Origin of the sequence: Enterobacter sp. BIDMC 30, assembly GCF_000534355.1 — a bacterium.
Taxonomy (GTDB): domain Bacteria; phylum Pseudomonadota; class Gammaproteobacteria; order Enterobacterales; family Enterobacteriaceae; genus Enterobacter; species Enterobacter ludwigii.
Window position 1 is genome coordinate 3,525,958 of sequence record NZ_KI973169.1, and the last position, 17,893, is coordinate 3,543,850.

A 17,893-nucleotide genomic window follows, 5' to 3' on the forward strand; every position below is an offset into this window, starting at 1 on the left:
CACTCAGGCTATTAATATCATCATGTACAGCCATAAAAAGCCGTTCATCCATCGCCTTTCTTCAATGCTGGTCATTTTATGTGGCCTGGCACTGGCGATCTTTGCGCAGCAGGTTATGGCTGATGATTATTTCAACCCGGCATTACTGGATATTGATAATCCTCAACAGGGGAAAACCGACCTGTCTGTTTATGAAAAAGGACCGGGACAAGCCCCCGGGAAATATCAGGTCAACATTTTCATCAACAATAATAAAATTGATACCCGTGATGTCACGTTCAAATTAATAAAAGACGCTCAGGGCAATCATTCTCTTCAACCCTGCTTTAGCCTGGATGAGCTAAAAAACCTTGGGATCAAAACCCGGCAGTATCCCGCGCTGATGGCTAAAGGCCAGTGCGCCTATATAAGCGCCATTCCCGCGGCATCCGCAACGTTTCAGGTTCGTCATCAGCAACTGTTGCTCAGTATTCCACAAACGGCGCTGGGCCAGATCCCGCGCGGGTATATCGACCCGAAAACGTTCGACGAAGGGATCACCGCAGGTCTGCTGAACTACAGCGCCACCGCCAGCCAGAGCCATGCCCGTGTGCAGGGAGAGCAGGATAACAGCAGCCAGTACGTTAACCTGCGCCCGGGCCTCAATGTGGGGGCCTGGCGCATACGCAATTATTCCACGTGGAATCGCAGTACAACGGGCAACGAGGAAGAGCACAGGTTCTCCTCCATCTACACCTATGCTCAACGCGATATCGTGGCGATGAAAAGCGATATGACCGTCGGGCAAAGCACCTCCCCGTCGGACGTTTTCGACAGCGTGCCCTATACCGGGGTTGAGCTGAAATCCGATACCGATATGCTCCCGGACAGTGAAAAAGGCTATGCGCCGATTATTCGCGGCACTGCCCACAGTAATGCGCTGGTGATGGTTCGTCAGAACGGTTACGTCATTTATCAGAACACGGTTGCACCCGGTGCGTTTGAAATTAACGATCTCTATCCCACCGGCAGCAGCGGCGATCTGCAGGTCACCGTGAAAGAGACCGACGGCAGCGAAAGTCACTTTGTCGTGCCCTACGCCTCGGTCCCGGTACTGCAGCGTGAAAAGAATCTCCGCTACAGCGTGACCGCCGGGCGTTACCGGTCTTACGATAAGGACGTAGAGCAAACTCCGTTTGCCCAGGGCAGCGCCATCTACGGCATGCCATTGGGTTTCACCGCCTACGGTGGTGCGCAGCAGAGTCGCCATTATCAGTCCCGGGCGCTGGGCGTCGGGAAAAACCTGGGCGATTTGGGTGCCTTCTCCCTTGATGTCACCCGCGCCAAAGCGCTGCTGAAAAAGCAGCAGGCCAGCAAAGGCCGATCCTGGCGCGTTCGCTACAGCAAAGATTTTGTCGCCTCGGGCACTCACTTCTCCCTGGCGGGCTATCGCTACAACAGCAAAGGGTTTTACACCCTGGAAGACACGATGGAGTCTTACACCCGTTCAGATGACGGGTCTGCGCCGCAGCAGCGACATGCCCGAACGGAAGCCACCGTCGACCAGACGCTGCCCGCGGGCTGGGGCTCTGTCACCCTGAGCCTGGTCAAAGAGACCTACTGGAGCCAGAGCCAGGATATGACCTCCATGAGCGTCAGCTACAACAACAGCTTGCACGGCGTCAGCTACAGCCTGAGCTACAGCATGAACAAAAACACCCAGGACAGCGATGCGAACGGTGACGATGTGATGAACGACAACCAGTTCTCGTTAAATGTCTCCGTTCCACTGGATCGCTGGATGCATAACACCTGGGCCACCTACAACCTCAACAACACCAAAGACGGTACGACGCAGAACATCGGCCTTAACGGTACCGCGCTGAAGGGAGACAACCTGAACTGGAATATTCAGGAGGGGCTGAGCAGCACCGGTAGCGGAAACTCCACCAGCATGAACGCCGATTATAAAGCGACCTATGGCGAAGTGAGCGGCGGGGTAAGCCAGGATAAATATCAGCAAACCGTAAACGTCGGGCTGCAGGGTGGCGCGATCGTGCACGCCAATGGGATAACCCTGAGCCAGCCGCTCGGAGAGACCATTGCGCTGGTGAAAGCACCGGGAACACACGGTACGCATATCGCCAATCAGACGGGCGTTGAGACCGACTTCCGCGGCTATACCATCGTGCCGTTTGTTACCCCTTATCGCCACAATACCATTGCGCTGGATACCGAAACCCTGCCCGACGAGGCCGACGTGACGCACGCAGCGTACGTTGTGACCCCGACACGCGGGGCCGTGGTGCGCGCCAGCTTTAATACCCGCGTGGGCAGCCGGGTCCTGATGACGCTGACGCACAACGGTAAACCGCTGCCCTTCGGTGCGACGGTAACAACGGAGGATAAGGACAGCGAATTTATTGTCGGCAATGACGGCCAGACCTATCTCTCCGGCCTGCCAAAGCAAGGGCATCTCGCCGTCACCTGGGGACAGGATGCGAGCGAGCACTGCGAGGCCGACTACGTCCTTACGGATGAGACAAAGAAAACCAACATCCTTAACGCTGCTGCGCAGTGCCACTGATTCACCGTTCAGGCAAACCATTATGCAAATGATTAAACAGTGCTTTTTCTTCCTGGTTCTGGGAACCGCCGCGTTATTTATGCCACATGCTAACGCGCTCTGTACCTCCTCCGATCTGCCAAAACAGATTAATGTGGCCTCCGTATCCGTCTCGAGCACGTTGCCGGTAGGTGCCACCATTCCGGGTACCGAGCAGACCGTTCACGTGGCGGGCAACTGCTATAACCCTTCTGACTTCGGGCTTCCGATTGTTGCATGCTATTACGGCGCAGGTCTGGAGATCCCCGGTCTTTCTGGGGTGTATGAATCAGGGCTGGAAGGAATTGGCGTAGCGCTGATGAATGACAAAGGCCAGCGAATTACCGGTGCCGGGGGAATTTACTGTAATTCAAGCGGCACGCCGCTGGGCTATGTCTCCAACGACATTTCTGAGTCCTTTAACTTTAATGTCACACTGGAACTGGTGAAAACGAGCAATACGGTCAAATCAGGTTCGCTTTCTCAGGCGGAGTCTAAATTTGGTGTCGGGGTTTATCAGCATGAAGGCATCAGCGATCCCAATACGATTTCCTATGCGGGCAATGTGAATCTCGAAACGGTTACCTGCTCTGTCCTGCCTAAAAATCTCACCGTGAATCTGGGCGATTTTCCCGTCAGTGATTTTATCAGTATCGGGTTGCTATCCAGCCCTGCACAAAACTTTGACGTCACGATTAATTGCGACAGCACCGTCCAGCCTGAGCTAAAGGTGACCAGCGCAAACGGCTACGAAACGGCATTCGAAGGAGTGATCAAATTGACTCAGCAGAACGGCATGGCAACCGGCGTGGGCGTGAGAATGCTCTTTGATGACCATCTCGCCACCTTTGACACCTATGTCAGCACCCGAAGCCAGGCCATCGCCAACGAAACCCTGCGAATACCGTTCGAGGTTCGTTACGAACAGGTCAGCAACGTGGTGACACCGGGGCCGGCCAATACCGTGGCGACGATCACTCTGGCTTATAAGTGACCAACATGAAAAAGACACTTGCGATCCTGATTCTCGGCTTGATTGCCCGGGCACAGGCAGACGATATTCAGATCCAGATGACAGGCAATATTTACGCCAACACCTGCATTATTGACAGCGCCAGCCGCAACCTGACGGTGGATTTAGGCCAGGCGGTATCAGGGGATTTTAAAAATGTGGGCGATACCGGCGCATGGAAAGACTTTACGCTCTCGGTCTCGCATTGCCCTCCCACACTTGCGCTGGCGACCGCCTTTTTCTATGGTCAGGCCGACAGTACGCACCCGACAAAATTCGCCAATATCGGCAGTGCGAAAGGGTTAGCACTGGAACTGGCAGACCGCCAGGACAATATACTCATTGCCCCGCAGGCAGCCTTTAACGTTCCGGTTAACTCAGCGGACCACACGGCAACGTTTCCTCTGGCTGCCCGCTATTATGCCAGCGCATTGCCCGTCACCGCCGGAACGTTTAACAGCGTGGTCCAGGTGACCTTTACTTACCAGTAGGCCCGCGCCCCTTCGTACGGATGCTTTTACGCCGTCCGGCGGCAGGTTTTGCCGGACGTTTTTTAACATCGGGCACGTCCGGCTGTTCAATCGGAAAAACAGGCAGAGCGTTGAGTAACCGCTGGCCGTAATTTTTGGTGAGCAGACGTTTGTCATAAATCACCACCTCTCCCCAGCAGCTGTGGCTACGGATGAGACGCCCCACCTGCTGAATCAGATTAAACGATGCCGCGGGTAAGCTTTGGACCTCGAACGGATAGCGATTGAGGCTTTTGAGCCATTCACCTTCGGTGATGACGACCGGGCTGTCGATGGGCGGGAAGGCGATTTTATGGATATGCACCTGTGTCAGGTAATCCCCCTTCAGATCCAGCCCCTCCGCGAATGACTGCAGCCCGATCAGTACGCTACGTTCCCCGTTATCAATGCGTTTGCGGTGCAGCTCTACCAGCCGGTAGCGAGGCTGATCGCCCTGCACCAGCAACAGTAATCGCAGGTCGGTAACGTGCTCCAGAAAACGCTGCATCGCCCTTCCACTGGCAAACAGGACCAGCATGCCGGGATATTTTTCACTCTCCAGCTGCTCGCGGAAATACGCTGCCATTTCGGCAATGTGCTGTTCTTCGTTGTCGATAAGCGGCTCATACTTCATGCGCGGAATGACCAGCTTGCCCTGTTCACAGTGGTTAAACGGCGAATCCAGCGCCACAAAACGGTCGCCGGCTTTCTCTTTCAGCCCGCTCATCTCCTGTAAACGGGAGAAACTGTTCAGGGAACGCAACGTCGCGGAAGTCACTACCACGTGCGGCACGCTGCGCCAGATAAGCTTTTCCAGCTGATCGGCAACACGAATCCCCACGCAGTGGAAAAACAGGTGCGCCTGTCCGTCTTTCACGTCACGGGTTGCCCATTTGGTGACCGGCGCTCCGGACGCCTGCGCCATCGAGGCCAGACGCCAGAGCTTGCTCTGGGCTTCGAACATGCCCAACGCACGGTTCATCTGCAGCAGAATGCGGTGCAAACGCACCACGTCGTGGGTACCGGTTTTCTCACTGAGATCGTTTAAGAACATCTCCGCCAGCCCGCGCAGCTTTTCAAGGTGCTTCGCCAGCTGCTGGCAGATCTCCATCACCTCGTCGGGAAGCTCTCCCATCGCAAAGCGATGCTCTGCTTCCTGGGTCGCCGGGAGATAAAGATTGAGGATGTTATTCAGGGAAGCAATAAGGCTGTAGACCGCTTCGCAATGTTCGCTCAGCCGCTCGGGCACCGCCAGCGGCGGCGTGGTTTTCGGGCGGAACTGCTCCATGCAGGTCGCCACCAGCTTGCAGAACAGATCCAGCTGCAGGCGGAACCACGGCGCGGTGATTTCGGCGCTCATCTCCAGCGCATCCCGCGCCACATCCGGCAAATGGTGGCCTTCATCGAGCACCAGCAGCAGGTTTTTGGGCTCCGGCAGGACGGCCTCACTCTCCAGCGCGGCCATGACCAGCGCGTGGTTAGCGACAACCACCTCCGCTTCCTGAATCTCCCGCCGTGCGACAAAGAACGGGCACTCGCGGTAGTAGTGGCAGTTGCGGTTAAGGCAACTGGCTTTATCGGTGCTGAGCCTGCGCCACAAATCATCGCTGATGGCATGGCTGGTGTGATCGCGAAGGCCGTCCCACTTGTAGCTGTCGAGCTCGGTTTTTAGCTTCGCGCACTGCTCCTGTTCCGCTTTGTTGTTCGGCGTCAGTTCATCATCCAGGAAGGCCAGCAGATCCTGCTGAGAGGGCTCACTGCTGGCGAGAGCCGCGAGATTGCGCGGACACACATAACGCCCACGGCCAAAGGCGGCTGTAAATCGCAGTTCAGGGATGATTTTGCGCAGCAGCGGCAGGTCTTTGCTGAAGATTTGATCCTGCAGGGCCACGTTAGCGGTGCTGACCACCAGCGTTTTTTGCTCTTCCCGCGCAATGGCAATGCCCGGGATTAAATACGAAAGGGTTTTCCCGACACCCGTCGGGGCTTCAATCGCCAGATGTCGTCCGTCGTCCCCGGAGAGCGTTTTTGCCACATCAGCAATCATCTGCCGCTGAGGCGCTCGGGGGATAAAATCGGGGATCTGCTGTTGTAGCGCCTTATACCAGGCGCCAATTTGCGCTTTGAGCGCCGCGGTTAAAGCCATCGGAGGACCTGAAATACTGTATAAACAGCCACTATTGTGGCACTTTCTTTCCGCTGCCGCAAAAGAAAAGCCCGGCTCTACGACCGGGCTTCCAGATTACTGCGGGTTAGCAGGTTTACGCGGGCGGCGTCGGCGCTGCCCTTCCCCTGCCGGTTTCCCCTCGCCGCTACGCCATGGGCTTTCACCGCCTGGCTTAGCCTCTGTATTACGACGCGGAGGTTTGCCCGCGGCTTTCGGTGCACCGCCTTCAGAACGACGCGGCTGCTGACTGCGCCCTCCGCCACCCTGACCACGACCACCGCCGCCGCCCTGACGGCCATTCTGAATAGGCTCCGCCTTGATGGACGGGTCAACGTCATAGCCCGGGGTTTCGATACGCGGGATCTCTTTTCTCAGAAGACGTTCGATATCACGCAGCAGTTTGTGTTCATCCACACACACCAGCGAGAGCGCTTCACCGGTTGCCGCCGCACGACCGGTACGACCGATACGGTGAACATAGTCTTCCGGTACGTTTGGCAGCTCGTAGTTGACGACGTGCGGCAGCTCTTCAATATCCAGACCGCGGGCAGCAATGTCGGTGGCAACCAGGACGCGAATGTCACCGGATTTAAATTCAGCCAGCGCGCGGGTACGTGCCCCCTGGCTTTTGTTACCGTGGATCGCCGCGCTGCGGATACCGTCTTTATTCAGCTGCTCCGCCAGATGGTTAGCACCGTGCTTGGTACGGGTAAAGACCAGCACCTGCTGCCAGTTGCCCTGACCAATCATATGGGAGAGCAGTTCCCGCTTACGCTTTTTATCAACGAAGTGCACGTGCTGGGTAATTTGCTCAGAGGCGGTGTTGCGGCGCGCCACTTCCACTTCCAGCGGGTTATGCAGCAGTTTTTCCGCCAGCGCCTTGATCTCATCAGAGAAGGTGGCAGAGAACAGCAGGTTCTGACGACGCGGTGGCAGCTTAGCCAGCACGCGACGAATGTCGTGGATAAAGCCCATATCCAGCATGCGGTCAGCTTCGTCCAGCACCAGGATTTCGATGCTATCAAGCTTCAGGGCATTCTGGTGCTCAAGATCCAACAGACGACCCGGCGTTGCCACCAGCACGTCCACGCCACCACGCAGCTTCATCATCTGCGGGTTAATGCTTACTCCACCGAAAACCACCAGCGAGCGAATGTTGAGATAGCGGCTGTACTCACGCACGTTCTCACCAATCTGGGCCGCCAGCTCACGCGTTGGGGTGAGGATCAGGGCACGCACCGGACGACGTCCTTTAGCGTGCGGCTGATTTTTTACCAGCAGCTCTAACAGCGGCAGGGTAAAACCCGCGGTCTTACCGGTACCGGTCTGGGCGCTGGCCATCAGGTCGCGGCCCTGCAGAACGGCCGGAATAGCCTGCTGCTGGATTGGGGTTGGCTCGACGTAGCCCTGCTCTGCGATAGCGCGCAAAATTTCAGGGTTCAGGCCAAGGGAATCAAAAGACATAAAAACTCCGAACCGCCCCGACCATCACAGGTGTAGTTTTCAGGGAGATATAACGAATAGGGAAGGACAAAAACCACAATGTCGTGAAGCAGCGGAGTGTAGCAGGTTTTGTGACGTGGCGCATAAAATATCCCGCGGCGCTGCGTTGACGAAAGATTTCCCGCCGTGTGGTCACTGGACAAAAAGGGCAACCGGGCATAATGTTAATCAATCGATTGATTAATTTTTAAAACCGCCATGAATACGACCCCAACGACATCGAAAGGTGAACAGGCCAAAAACCAGCTTATTGCCGCCGCGCTGGCGCAGTTTGGCGAATATGGTCTGCATGCCACCACGCGGGACATCGCGGCGCAGGCCGGGCAAAACATTGCGGCCATTACCTACTATTTTGGCTCAAAAGAGGATTTGTACCTCGCCTGTGCCCAGTGGATCGCCGACTTTATCGGTAACCATTTTCGGCCACACGTTGAAGAGGCCAGCGGGCTATTGAGCCAGCCGTCGCCGGATCGCGCCGCCATCAGGCAGCTGATTATCAGCGCCTGCGACAATATGATTCGCCTGCTGACCCACGACGAGACGCTGAGCCTGAGTAAGTTCATCTCCCGTGAGCAGCTCTCCCCTACGGCGGCTTACCAGCGAGTGCACGATCAGGTGATTGCTCCGATGCATACGCACCTGACCCGGCTGATCGCGGCCTATACCGGACGAGACGCCGACGATACCGAGACTATTTTGCATACCCACGCCCTGCTGGGTGAAATTCTCGCCTTCCGTCTTGGGCGCGAAACGATCCTGTTACGCACCGGCTGGACACAATTTGATGAGGATAAAGCCGCGCAGATTAGCCAGGTCATCACCTGTCATCTCGATCTGATCCTGCAAGGCTTAACGCAAAGGAGCCTGAAGTCATGAAAAAACCTGTCGCCATCATTCTGGTGGTCGTTGTTCTGCTTGCCGCAGGTATCGGCGGCTGGCTGTGGTATCAAAGTCACCAGGACAGAGGCCTGACGCTGTACGGTAACGTCGATATTCGCACCGTGAATATGAGTTTCCGCGTCGGGGGGCGCCTGGCCTCCCTCACCGTTGATGAAGGCGATACCATCAAAACCGGTCAGATGCTGGGGATGCTCGACAAGGCCCCGTACGAGAACGCGCTGATGCAGGCGAAAGCAGGCGTTTCCGTGGCGCAGGCGCAATATGACCTGATGCTGGCCGGCTACCGTGACGAAGAGATTGCTCAGGCCGCCGCCGCGGTCAAACAGGCGCAGGCCGCCTATGACTACGCGCAAAACTTCTATGCTCGTCAGCAGGGCCTGTGGAAAAGCCGCACCATTTCTGCCAACGACCTGGAAAACGCCCGCTCCTCCCGCGACCAGGCCCAGGCGACGCTGAAATCCGCTCAGGATAAATTAAGCCAGTACCACACCGGTAATCGCCCGCAGGACATCGCGCAGGCAAAAGCCAGCCTGGAACAGGCGCAGGCGCAGCTGGCGCAGGCGGAACTGGATCTGCACGACACCACGCTCATTGCCCCGTCTGACGGCACGCTGATGACCCGCGCCGTGGAGCCGGGCAGCATGTTAAGCGCGGGAAGCACCGTCCTGACGCTTTCTCTGACGCGTCCGGTATGGGTGCGCGCCTACATTGATGAGCCTAATCTCGGCCAGATGCAGCCGGGCCGCGAGCTGCTGCTCTACACCGACGGTCGGCCGGATAAACCGTATCATGGCAAAGTTGGCTTTGTGTCACCGACGGCTGAATTCACACCCAAAACGGTTGAAACGCCGGATCTGCGTACCGACCTGGTTTATCGCCTGCGCATCATCGTGACCGATGCCGACGACGCGCTGCGTCAGGGCATGCCTGTCACCGTAAAAGTCAGCGACGGGGAACGACATGAATGACGCGGTTATTCAGCTCAACAATCTGGTCAAACGCTTCGCGGGAATGGAAAAACCTGCCGTCGCCCCGCTGAACTGTACCATTCAGAAAGGCTATGTGACCGGGCTGGTTGGCCCGGACGGCGCAGGCAAAACGACGCTGATGCGGATGCTGGCGGGTTTGTTAAAGCCCGATGAAGGAATCGCCAGCGTGCTCGGACTCGACCCGATTAAAGACGATGGCGCGCTCCATGCCATGCTGGGCTATATGCCGCAGAAGTTTGGTCTGTATGAAGACCTGACGGTGATGGAAAACCTCAATCTGTATGCTGACCTGCGCAGCGTCACTGGCGAAACCCGTCAGAAGACCTTTGCCCGTTTGCTGGAATTTACCTCGCTTGGCCCCTTCACCGACCGGCTGGCGGGCAAGCTCTCCGGCGGGATGAAACAGAAGCTGGGGCTGGCCTGTACGCTGGTGGGCGAGCCGAAAGTTCTCTTGCTCGATGAACCCGGCGTGGGCGTCGACCCGATTTCGCGCCGCGAGCTGTGGCAGATGGTGCATGAGTTAGCCGGCGATGGGATGCTGATCCTCTGGAGCACCTCGTACCTTGATGAAGCGGAACAGTGCCGTGACGTTCTGCTGATGAACGAAGGTGAGCTGCTTTATCAGGGAGAGCCGACCACACTGACGCAGAGCATGGCTGGTCGCAGCTTCCTGTTGCACAGCGCCCAGGCCTCCAACCGTCAGCTGCTGCAGCGGGTGCTAAAGCTACCTCAGGTCAGCGATGGAATGATTCAGGGCCGTTCGGTGCGCGTGATCCTCACGAAAGAGGCGACCGCGGACGATATACGTCGTGCACCGGGTATGCCTGAAATTGAGATGGAGGAGACCGCGCCACGCTTTGAAGATGCGTTTATCGATCTGCTCGGCGGCGCAGGGACATCAGAATCCCCCCTCGCCGCGATCCTGCACACGGTTGAAGGTACGCCGGGTGAAACGGTGATTGAAGCCAAATCCCTCACCAAAAAGTTTGGGGATTTTGCCGCCACCGATAACGTCAATTTCGCGGTGAAACGCGGTGAGATTTTTGGCCTGCTCGGGCCAAACGGCGCCGGGAAATCGACCACTTTTAAGATGATGTGCGGCCTGCTGGTACCGACCTCGGGCAAAGCGCTGGTGCTCGACATGGACCTGAAGGTCAGCTCCGGCAAGGCGCGTCAGCATCTGGGCTATATGGCGCAGAAATTCTCACTGTATGGCAACCTGACGGTCGAGCAGAACCTGCGCTTTTTCTCCGGCGTGTACGGCCTGCGGGGCCGCGCGCAGAACGAGAAAATCCACCGCATGAGCGAGGCCTTTGGCCTGACGGGCATTGCTTCCCATGCCACCGACGAACTGCCGCTCGGCTTCAAGCAGCGGCTGGCGCTGGCCTGCTCATTAATGCATGAGCCCGATATCCTGTTTCTCGATGAGCCGACGTCCGGCGTTGACCCCCTCACCCGCCGCGAGTTCTGGCTGCATATTAACAGCATGGTGGAGAAAGGGGTCACGGTCATGGTAACCACCCACTTTATGGATGAGGCGGAATACTGCGACCGCATCGGGCTGGTGTATCGCGGCAAGCTGATTGCCCACGGTACGCCGGACGACCTGAAAGAACAGGCCGCCGATGACGAGGTGCCGGACCCGACCATGGAACAGGCGTTTATTACCCTCATCCACGACTGGGATAAGGAGAATGCCCATGCGCAATAACGCCATTTCGTGGCGCAGGGTGCGTGCGTTGTGTATCAAAGAGACGCGCCAGATCGTGCGTGACCCCAGCAGCTGGCTGATCGCTGTGGTGATCCCCCTGCTGCTACTCTTTATCTTTGGCTACGGGATCAACCTTGACTCCAGCAAACTGCGGGTCGGGATTTTGCTGGAGCAGCAGAGCGAAGAGGCGCTTGATTTCACCCACACCATGACCGGCTCCCCTTACATTGACGCCACCATCAGCGACAACCGGCAGGCGCTAATCCAGATGATGCAGGCCGGGAAGATACGCGGGCTGGTGGTGATCCCGGTGGATTTTGCCGCCAACATGGCGCGCACCGATGCCAGTGCGCCGGTGCAGGTGATCACTGATGGCAGCGAGCCAAACACCGCGAACTTTGTACAAGGCTATGTGGAGGGCATCTGGCAGCTGTGGCAAATGCAGCGTGCCGAAGATCGCGGGGAAACCTTCGAACCGCTGATCGACGTGCAGACGCGCTACTGGTTTAACCCTGCGGCCATTAGCCAGCATTTTATTATCCCGGGTGCAGTGACCATCATCATGACGGTTATTGGCGCCATTTTGACCTCGCTGGTGATTGCCCGCGAGTGGGAACGCGGCACCATGGAAGCGCTGCTGTCTACCGAGGTCACACGGGTTGAACTGCTGCTCTGTAAGCTTATCCCCTACTACTTCCTCGGCATGCTGGCGATGCTGCTCTGCATGCTGGTCTCGGTGTTTATCCTCGGCGTGCCGTACCGCGGATCGCTGGTGGTGCTGTTCTTTATCACCAGTCTGTTTTTACTGAGCACCCTCGGGATGGGGCTGCTTATCTCTACCATCACCCGTAACCAGTTCAACGCCGCGCAGGTGGCCCTGAACGCCGCCTTTTTACCGTCGATTATGCTGTCCGGGTTTATTTTCCAGATAGACAGCATGCCCGCCGTGATCCGTGCCGTGACCTACATTATTCCGGCGCGCTACTTCGTGAGTACGCTGCAAAGCCTGTTCCTGGCGGGGAATATTCCGGTGGTGCTGATCATCAACACGCTGTTTTTGCTGGCATCGGCAACGATGTTTATTGGGCTGACGTGGATAAAGACCAAACGGCGTCTGGATTAAGGAGCGAACATGTTTCACCGTTTATGGACATTGATACGCAAAGAGCTGCAGTCGCTGCTGCGCGAGCCGCAGACGCGCGCCATTCTGGTATTACCGGTGTTGCTTCAGGTGTTGCTCTTCCCGTTTGCCGCCACGCTGGAGGTGACTAACGCCACCATTGCTATCTACAACGAAGATAACGGCAAACATTCCGTCGAATTGACGCAGCGTTTCGCCCGGGCGAAGGCTTTTACCCACATCCTGCTGCTGAAAAGCCCACAGGAGATCCAGCCCACCATCGATACGCAAAAAGCGTTATTGCTGGTGCGTTTCCCGGCCGATTTTTCCCGCAACCTGGATACCTTCCAGACGGCACCAATGCAGTTAATCCTCGACGGGCGCAACTCCAACAGCGCCCAGATTGCAGCCAACTATCTTCAGCAGGTGGTGAAGGATTACCAACAGGAATTGATGGACGGGAAACCGAAACCTAACAACAGCGAGCTGGTGGTGCGCAACTGGTATAACCCGAATCTGGATTACAAATGGTTCGTGGTGCCATCGCTGATCGCCATGATCACCACCATCGGAGTGATGATCGTAACGTCGCTCTCCGTCGCCCGTGAGCGCGAACAGGGGACGCTCGATCAGCTGCTGGTTTCCCCGCTCGCAACATGGCAAATTTTCGTCGGCAAAGCGGTTCCGGCGCTGATTGTCGCGACCTTCCAGGCCACCATCGTGCTGGGCGTGGGAATATGGGCCTACCAGATCCCGTTCGCCGGTTCGCTGGCGCTGTTCTACTTCACCATGGTGATTTACGGGCTGTCGCTGGTCGGGTTTGGACTGCTGATTTCCGCGCTCTGCTCTACCCAGCAGCAGGCATTTATTGGCGTGTTCGTCTTTATGATGCCGGCGATTTTGCTTTCGGGCTACGTCTCACCCGTCGAGAACATGCCGGTATGGTTACAGGATTTGACGTGGATAAACCCAATTCGGCACTTCACGGATATCACCAAGCAGATCTATCTGAAGGATGCGAGTCTGGACATTGTCTGGGGAAGTTTGTGGCCGCTACTGATCATAGCGGCCACGACGGGTTCAGTGGCGTACGTGATGTTTAGACGAAACATCGCGTAGCTTTTTCTCTTTGGTCAGTAACGAGACCACGGCAGGCCCTGCGAGGATTGCCAGACCGGCCAGGGCCAGCAGCAGGTTGTTTTGCAGCACACGCGACAGCAACCAAAGCACAATCATCGCCGCACCAAAGTACCAGGTGGTGGTGAGCTCTTCGAGCACATCACCCACCTCACGCCAGCGTGCTTCGTGGTGGCGCTGTAAAAACAGCATCGACAGTACGGTGACGCCATAGAGGACGCATAGCCCTAAGCCGACCCGCACCAGCGTGCCGCTCATCCAGCCCATCACCAGTACGGCCACGACCAGTAAATGCAACATTATCTGCCAGCAACTCAGGCCAGTTGCGACACGAACGCGTTGTTGCCACTTCATGGCTTCTCTCCTGAAGGATTTTTCTCTGCTTAATCAGACTACCGCACTTTACGGAAAATTCCGTAACACCGCATCTTTTTGTGACGCCTACTACACTTTATTTTCATCGGGATAGTCACCCTGGAAGGAACGTATGACCAAAAAAATGCAGCATTTCTCGCTTAAAGTGCTGACGATAAACATTCATAAAGGCTTCACAGCATTTAACCGCCGCTTCATTTTACCGGAGCTGCGCGACGCGGTTCGCACCGTCAGCGCGGACATTGTCTGTCTTCAGGAAGTCATGGGCGCGCACGAAGTGCATCCGCTTCACTTTGAAAACTGGCCGGACACCCCGCACTACGAATTCCTGGCCGACACCATGTGGAGTGATTACGCCTACGGGCGCAACGCGGTGTACCCGGAAGGGCATCACGGTAATGCGGTGCTGTCACGTTTTCCCATCGAACATTACGAGAACCGCGACGTCTCTGTGGGTGAAAGTGAAAAACGCGGGCTACTTTACTGCCGTATCGCCCCGCCGGACCTGGCGTTCCCGGTGCACGTGGGTTGTGTTCATCTGGGCCTGCGCGAAGCCCATCGCCAGGCACAGCTAAAAATGCTGGCCGAATGGACCAATGCCCTGCCTGAAGGTGAACCCGTGGTCGTGGCCGGTGATTTCAACGACTGGCGGCAGCGGGCTAACCATCCGTTGAAGGTTGATGCGGGGCTTGAGGAGATTTTCACCCGTGCAAACGGCAGGCCTGCACGCACCTTTCCGGTACGGTTCCCGTTTTTGCGACTCGACAGAATCTACGTAAAAAACGCCCATGCCAGCAGCCCGACCGCACTGGCGTTACTTAACTGGCGACATCTTTCCGACCATGCGCCGCTCAGCGCGGAGATCCACTTATGAAATGTTCATGGCAGGAAGGCAACCGGATCACGCTGCTGGTCAACGGGGATGAATATTACCCCGCGGTGTTTGACGCGATTGACCACGCAAAGCAGAAAGTGATCCTTGAAACGTTTATCTGGTTCGAAGACGACGTCGGTAAGCAGTTGCACAGCGTGCTGCTGCGTGCTGCCCTGCGTGGCGTCAAAATCGAAGTGCTGCTGGATGGCTATGGCTCACCGGACCTCAGCGATGCGTTCGTCAATGAGCTCACCTCAGCAGGCGTCGTGTTCCGTTATTACGATCCTGGCCCTCGCCTTTTCGGCATGCGTACCAATCTTTTCCGCCGGATGCACCGCAAAATTGTGGTGGTGGATGAGACGGTAGCGTTTGTTGGCGGCATTAACTACTCCGCTGAACATATGTCCGATTACGGCCCGGAAGCCAAGCAGGATTACGCGATTCGCATTGAAGGACCGGTGGTGCAGGATATCCTGCTCTTTGAGCTGGAAAACCTGCCCGGTAAAGAGGCTGCCCGTCGCTGGTGGCAGCGCCGCCATCATCGTCCGGAAGAGAACCGTCACCCCGGTGAAGCGCAGGCGTTGTTTGTCTGGCGGGATAACGGTGAGCACCGGGACGACATTGAGCGGCATTACCTGAAGATGCTGGCGAATGCGAAGCGCGAAGTGATTATCGCCAACGCCTACTTTTTCCCGGGCTATCGCCTGCTGCATGCCATGCGCAATGCGGCCCGACGCGGCGTGCGCGTGAAGCTCATTGTTCAGGGCGAGCCGGACATGCAGATTGTCAAAATCGGTGCCCGGTTGCTGTACAACTATCTGGTGAAAGGTGGCGTACAAATTTACGAATATCGCCGCCGGCCGCTGCACGGCAAAGTTGCCCTGATGGACGATCACTGGGCCACCGTGGGCTCCAGCAATCTCGACCCGCTGAGTTTGTCACTGAATCTTGAAGCTAACCTGATCATCCACGATCGCCAGTTCAACCAGACTCTCAGGGATAACCTGCAGGCGTTGATCGTGAACGACTGCGTGCGCGTGGACGAATCCATGGTGCCCAAACGCACCTGGTGGAATCTGGGCATTAGCGTGGTGGTGTTCCACTTTCTGCGTCATTTCCCGGCGATGGTGGGCTGGCTGCCGGCGCACACGCCAAAACTTGCGCTGGTGGATCCGCCTGTCCAGCCCGAAATGGAAACCCAGGACCGCGTTGAAGCGGAAGATGGAGGGAAAACCTGATGTCGAAATCACATCCACGCTGGCGGCTGGCTAAAAAGATCCTCACCTGGCTGTTTTTCATCGCCGTCGCGGTTCTGCTGGTGGTTTACGCACAGAAAGTTGACTGGGAAGAGGTGTGGAAAGTTATCCGCAACTACAACCGGCTGGTGCTGCTGGGCGCGGTGGGGCTGGTGATTGTAAGCTACCTCATGTACGGCTGCTATGACCTGCTGGGCCGCGCCTACTGCGGCCATAAGCTTGCGAAGCGCCAGGTCATGCTGGTGTCGTTTATCTGCTACGCCTTTAACCTGACATTGAGTACCTGGGTGGGCGGGATCGGCATGCGCTATCGCCTTTACTCGCGCCTCGGCCTGCCGGGCGGGACCATTACGCGCATTTTTTCCCTCAGCATCACCACCAACTGGCTGGGTTACATTCTGCTCGGCGGGGTGATTTTCACCATCGGCGTGGTGCAATTGCCTGCGCACTGGTACATCGATGAAACCACGCTGCGGATTTTAGGCTTTGCATTACTGCTCATCATTGCGCTCTATCTTTGGGCCTGCGCCTTTGCCAAACGCCGACACATGACCATCAAGGGGCAAAAACTGGTACTGCCTTCGTGGAAATTCGCGGTCCTGCAGATGGCCGTGTCCAGCGCCAACTGGATGGCAATGGGGGCGATTATCTGGATGCTCATTGGTGAAGATGTGAATTACTTCTTTGTGCTGGGCGTGCTGCTGGTCAGCAGCATTGCCGGCGTGATCGTGCATATTCCGGCGGGGATTGGGGTGCTGGAGGCGGTATTTATCGCCCTGCTCGCCGGAGAGCATGTTTCACAGGGTACGATTATTGCCGCCCTGCTGGCCTACCGTATGCTCTATTACTTCCTGCCGCTGGCGCTGGCAACGGTGTGTTATCTGGTGCTGGAAAGTCGGGCGAAGAAACTGCGGGCGAAGAATGAGAAAGCGTTAGCGAAGTGAGGTCTGGCGAGGGAACTTACCCGGCCTGCGCAACGCAGGTCGGGTAAGGGAAATACCCTTAACGACGGTTGCCTAAAATACGCAGCAACATCAGGAACAGGTTGATAAAGTCCAGATACAGCGTCAGGGCGCCCAGAATCGCGTATTTGCGCAGGTTTGAGCCGTCGCGTACGTCAATCTGTTCGCCAATATTTTTCAGCTTCTGAGTGTCGTAGGCCGTCAAACCGACGAAGATCACCACCCCGATATAGGTCACCGCCCACATCAGCGCTTCACTCTTCAGCCACAGGTTCACCAGCGACGCCAGCACAATCCCAATCAGCCCCATAAACAGCATGCTGCCGAAACCGCTCAGGTCACGCTTCGTGGTGTAGCCGTAGAGGCTCATCGCACCAAACATCCCGCCAGCGACCACAAACGTGCTGGCGATGGAGGAATAGGTATACACGATGAAGATGCTGGAGAGCGTTAGCCCCGTCAGTGCCGAGTAGAGCATAAACAGCGTGGTCGCCATTCCGGCGCTCAGCTTCTGCACCAGGCCGGAGAGAACAAAGACCAGCGCCAGTTGCGCGATGATCAGCCCAAAGAAGGTGATTTTGCTTGAGAAGATAAACATCATCAGCTCAGGCGTGTTGGCTGCATACCATGCGATAAAGGCGGTCAGCAGTAAACCGACCGTCATCCAGCCATAAACCTGAGCCATATACGTCTGCAGCCCGGTACGGGTCTGCTGTACTATTGAATCGGAACGCGGAAATCGGTCCATGATTCACTCCTGATTAAGTAGACACACACGTTAAGACTAACACATC

The 17,893-nt window shown here is 56.7% G+C and carries 15 protein-coding genes; 11 read left to right on the plus strand and 4 right to left on the minus strand.

The annotated features are described in order from the left end of the window. Positions 1 to 22: 22 nt before the first annotated feature. Genes L466_RS05785 through L466_RS05775 form a run of 3 tightly spaced genes read left to right on the plus strand, consistent with a single transcriptional unit; the run spans position 23 to position 4,087 of the window. Complete coding sequence (locus tag L466_RS05785) at positions 23 to 2,566, plus strand: fimbria/pilus outer membrane usher protein (RefSeq protein WP_032681387.1); 2,544 nt, start codon at positions 23 to 25, stop codon at positions 2,564 to 2,566. 22 nt (positions 2,567 to 2,588) lie between these two features. Continuing rightward, positions 2,589 to 3,578 carry a fimbrial protein gene (locus L466_RS05780; protein ID WP_020884921.1) on the plus strand — a complete coding sequence of 330 codons (990 nt, stop codon included), beginning with the start codon at positions 2,589 to 2,591 and terminating at the stop codon, positions 3,576 to 3,578. Positions 3,579 to 3,583: 5 nt separating this feature from the next. After that, positions 3,584 to 4,087: a fimbrial protein gene (locus L466_RS05775; RefSeq protein ID WP_025204629.1), complete on the plus strand. Its 504-nt coding sequence runs from the start codon at positions 3,584 to 3,586 to the stop codon at positions 4,085 to 4,087. On the opposite strand, the gene dinG is transcribed toward L466_RS05775, so the two are convergent. Together dinG and rhlE are read right to left on the minus strand one after the other, a co-directional pair. Next, positions 4,074 to 6,251, minus strand: a complete 2,178-nt coding sequence (dinG, locus tag L466_RS05770) for an ATP-dependent DNA helicase DinG (RefSeq protein WP_032681388.1) — start codon at positions 6,249 to 6,251, stop codon at positions 4,074 to 4,076. The genes L466_RS05775 and dinG overlap by 14 nt on opposite strands. Before the next feature lie 96 nt (positions 6,252 to 6,347). Beyond that, complete coding sequence (gene rhlE, locus L466_RS05765; RefSeq protein WP_020884924.1) at positions 6,348 to 7,736, minus strand: ATP-dependent RNA helicase RhlE; 1,389 nt, start codon at positions 7,734 to 7,736, stop codon at positions 6,348 to 6,350. 237 nt (positions 7,737 to 7,973) lie between these two features. On the opposite strand from rhlE, the gene cecR reads away from it, so the two are divergent. Genes cecR through L466_RS05740 form a run of 5 tightly spaced genes read left to right on the plus strand, consistent with a single transcriptional unit; the run spans position 7,974 to position 13,614 of the window. Further along, complete coding sequence (gene cecR, locus L466_RS05760; protein ID WP_014169235.1) at positions 7,974 to 8,651, plus strand: transcriptional regulator CecR; 678 nt, start codon at positions 7,974 to 7,976, stop codon at positions 8,649 to 8,651. Next, a complete protein-coding gene (hlyD, locus tag L466_RS05755) occupies positions 8,648 to 9,643 on the plus strand; it encodes a secretion protein HlyD (RefSeq protein ID WP_014169234.1) in 996 nt (331 codons plus the stop codon). Before cecR ends, hlyD begins: the two co-directional genes overlap by 4 nt. Further along, a complete protein-coding gene (locus tag L466_RS05750; RefSeq protein ID WP_032681389.1) occupies positions 9,636 to 11,375 on the plus strand; it encodes an ATP-binding cassette domain-containing protein in 1,740 nt (579 codons plus the stop codon). Before hlyD ends, L466_RS05750 begins: the two co-directional genes overlap by 8 nt. Then, positions 11,365 to 12,498 carry an ABC transporter permease gene (locus L466_RS05745; protein WP_020884927.1) on the plus strand — a complete coding sequence of 378 codons (1,134 nt, stop codon included), beginning with the start codon at positions 11,365 to 11,367 and terminating at the stop codon, positions 12,496 to 12,498. Before L466_RS05750 ends, L466_RS05745 begins: the two co-directional genes overlap by 11 nt. Positions 12,499 to 12,507: 9 nt before the next feature. Beyond that, positions 12,508 to 13,614, plus strand: coding sequence for an ABC transporter permease (locus L466_RS05740; protein ID WP_014169231.1), 1,107 nt, complete (start codon positions 12,508 to 12,510; stop codon positions 13,612 to 13,614). On the opposite strand, the gene L466_RS05735 is transcribed toward L466_RS05740, so the two are convergent. Next, the gene (locus L466_RS05735) at positions 13,576 to 13,986 is read right to left on the minus strand and encodes a YbhQ family protein (protein WP_014169230.1); all 411 of its coding nucleotides are present in this window, start codon (positions 13,984 to 13,986) and stop codon (positions 13,576 to 13,578) included. The two genes, L466_RS05740 and L466_RS05735, sit on opposite strands and share 39 nt — an antisense overlap. Before the next feature lie 133 nt (positions 13,987 to 14,119). Between L466_RS05735 and L466_RS05730 the strand changes: the two genes are divergently transcribed. Genes L466_RS05730 through L466_RS05720 form a run of 3 tightly spaced genes read left to right on the plus strand, consistent with a single transcriptional unit; the run spans position 14,120 to position 17,081 of the window. Further along, positions 14,120 to 14,881 (plus strand): endonuclease/exonuclease/phosphatase family protein, encoded by a 762-nt coding sequence (locus tag L466_RS05730; protein WP_014169229.1) that lies wholly within the window; start codon positions 14,120 to 14,122, stop codon positions 14,879 to 14,881. Continuing rightward, the gene (clsB, locus tag L466_RS05725; RefSeq protein ID WP_014169228.1) at positions 14,878 to 16,119 is read left to right on the plus strand and encodes a cardiolipin synthase ClsB; all 1,242 of its coding nucleotides are present in this window, start codon (positions 14,878 to 14,880) and stop codon (positions 16,117 to 16,119) included. The genes L466_RS05730 and clsB overlap by 4 nt, the downstream gene beginning before the upstream one ends. Then, positions 16,119 to 17,081: a lysylphosphatidylglycerol synthase domain-containing protein gene (locus L466_RS05720; RefSeq protein WP_014169227.1), complete on the plus strand. Its 963-nt coding sequence runs from the start codon at positions 16,119 to 16,121 to the stop codon at positions 17,079 to 17,081. Before clsB ends, L466_RS05720 begins: the two co-directional genes overlap by 1 nt. Positions 17,082 to 17,139: 58 nt before the next feature. Here L466_RS05720 and L466_RS05715 read toward each other — a convergent pair whose 3' ends face one another. Beyond that, on the minus strand, positions 17,140 to 17,847 hold the full coding sequence (locus L466_RS05715; RefSeq protein ID WP_032681390.1) for a Bax inhibitor-1/YccA family protein: 708 nt from the start codon (positions 17,845 to 17,847) through the stop codon (positions 17,140 to 17,142). Positions 17,848 to 17,893: the final 46 nt, after the last annotated feature.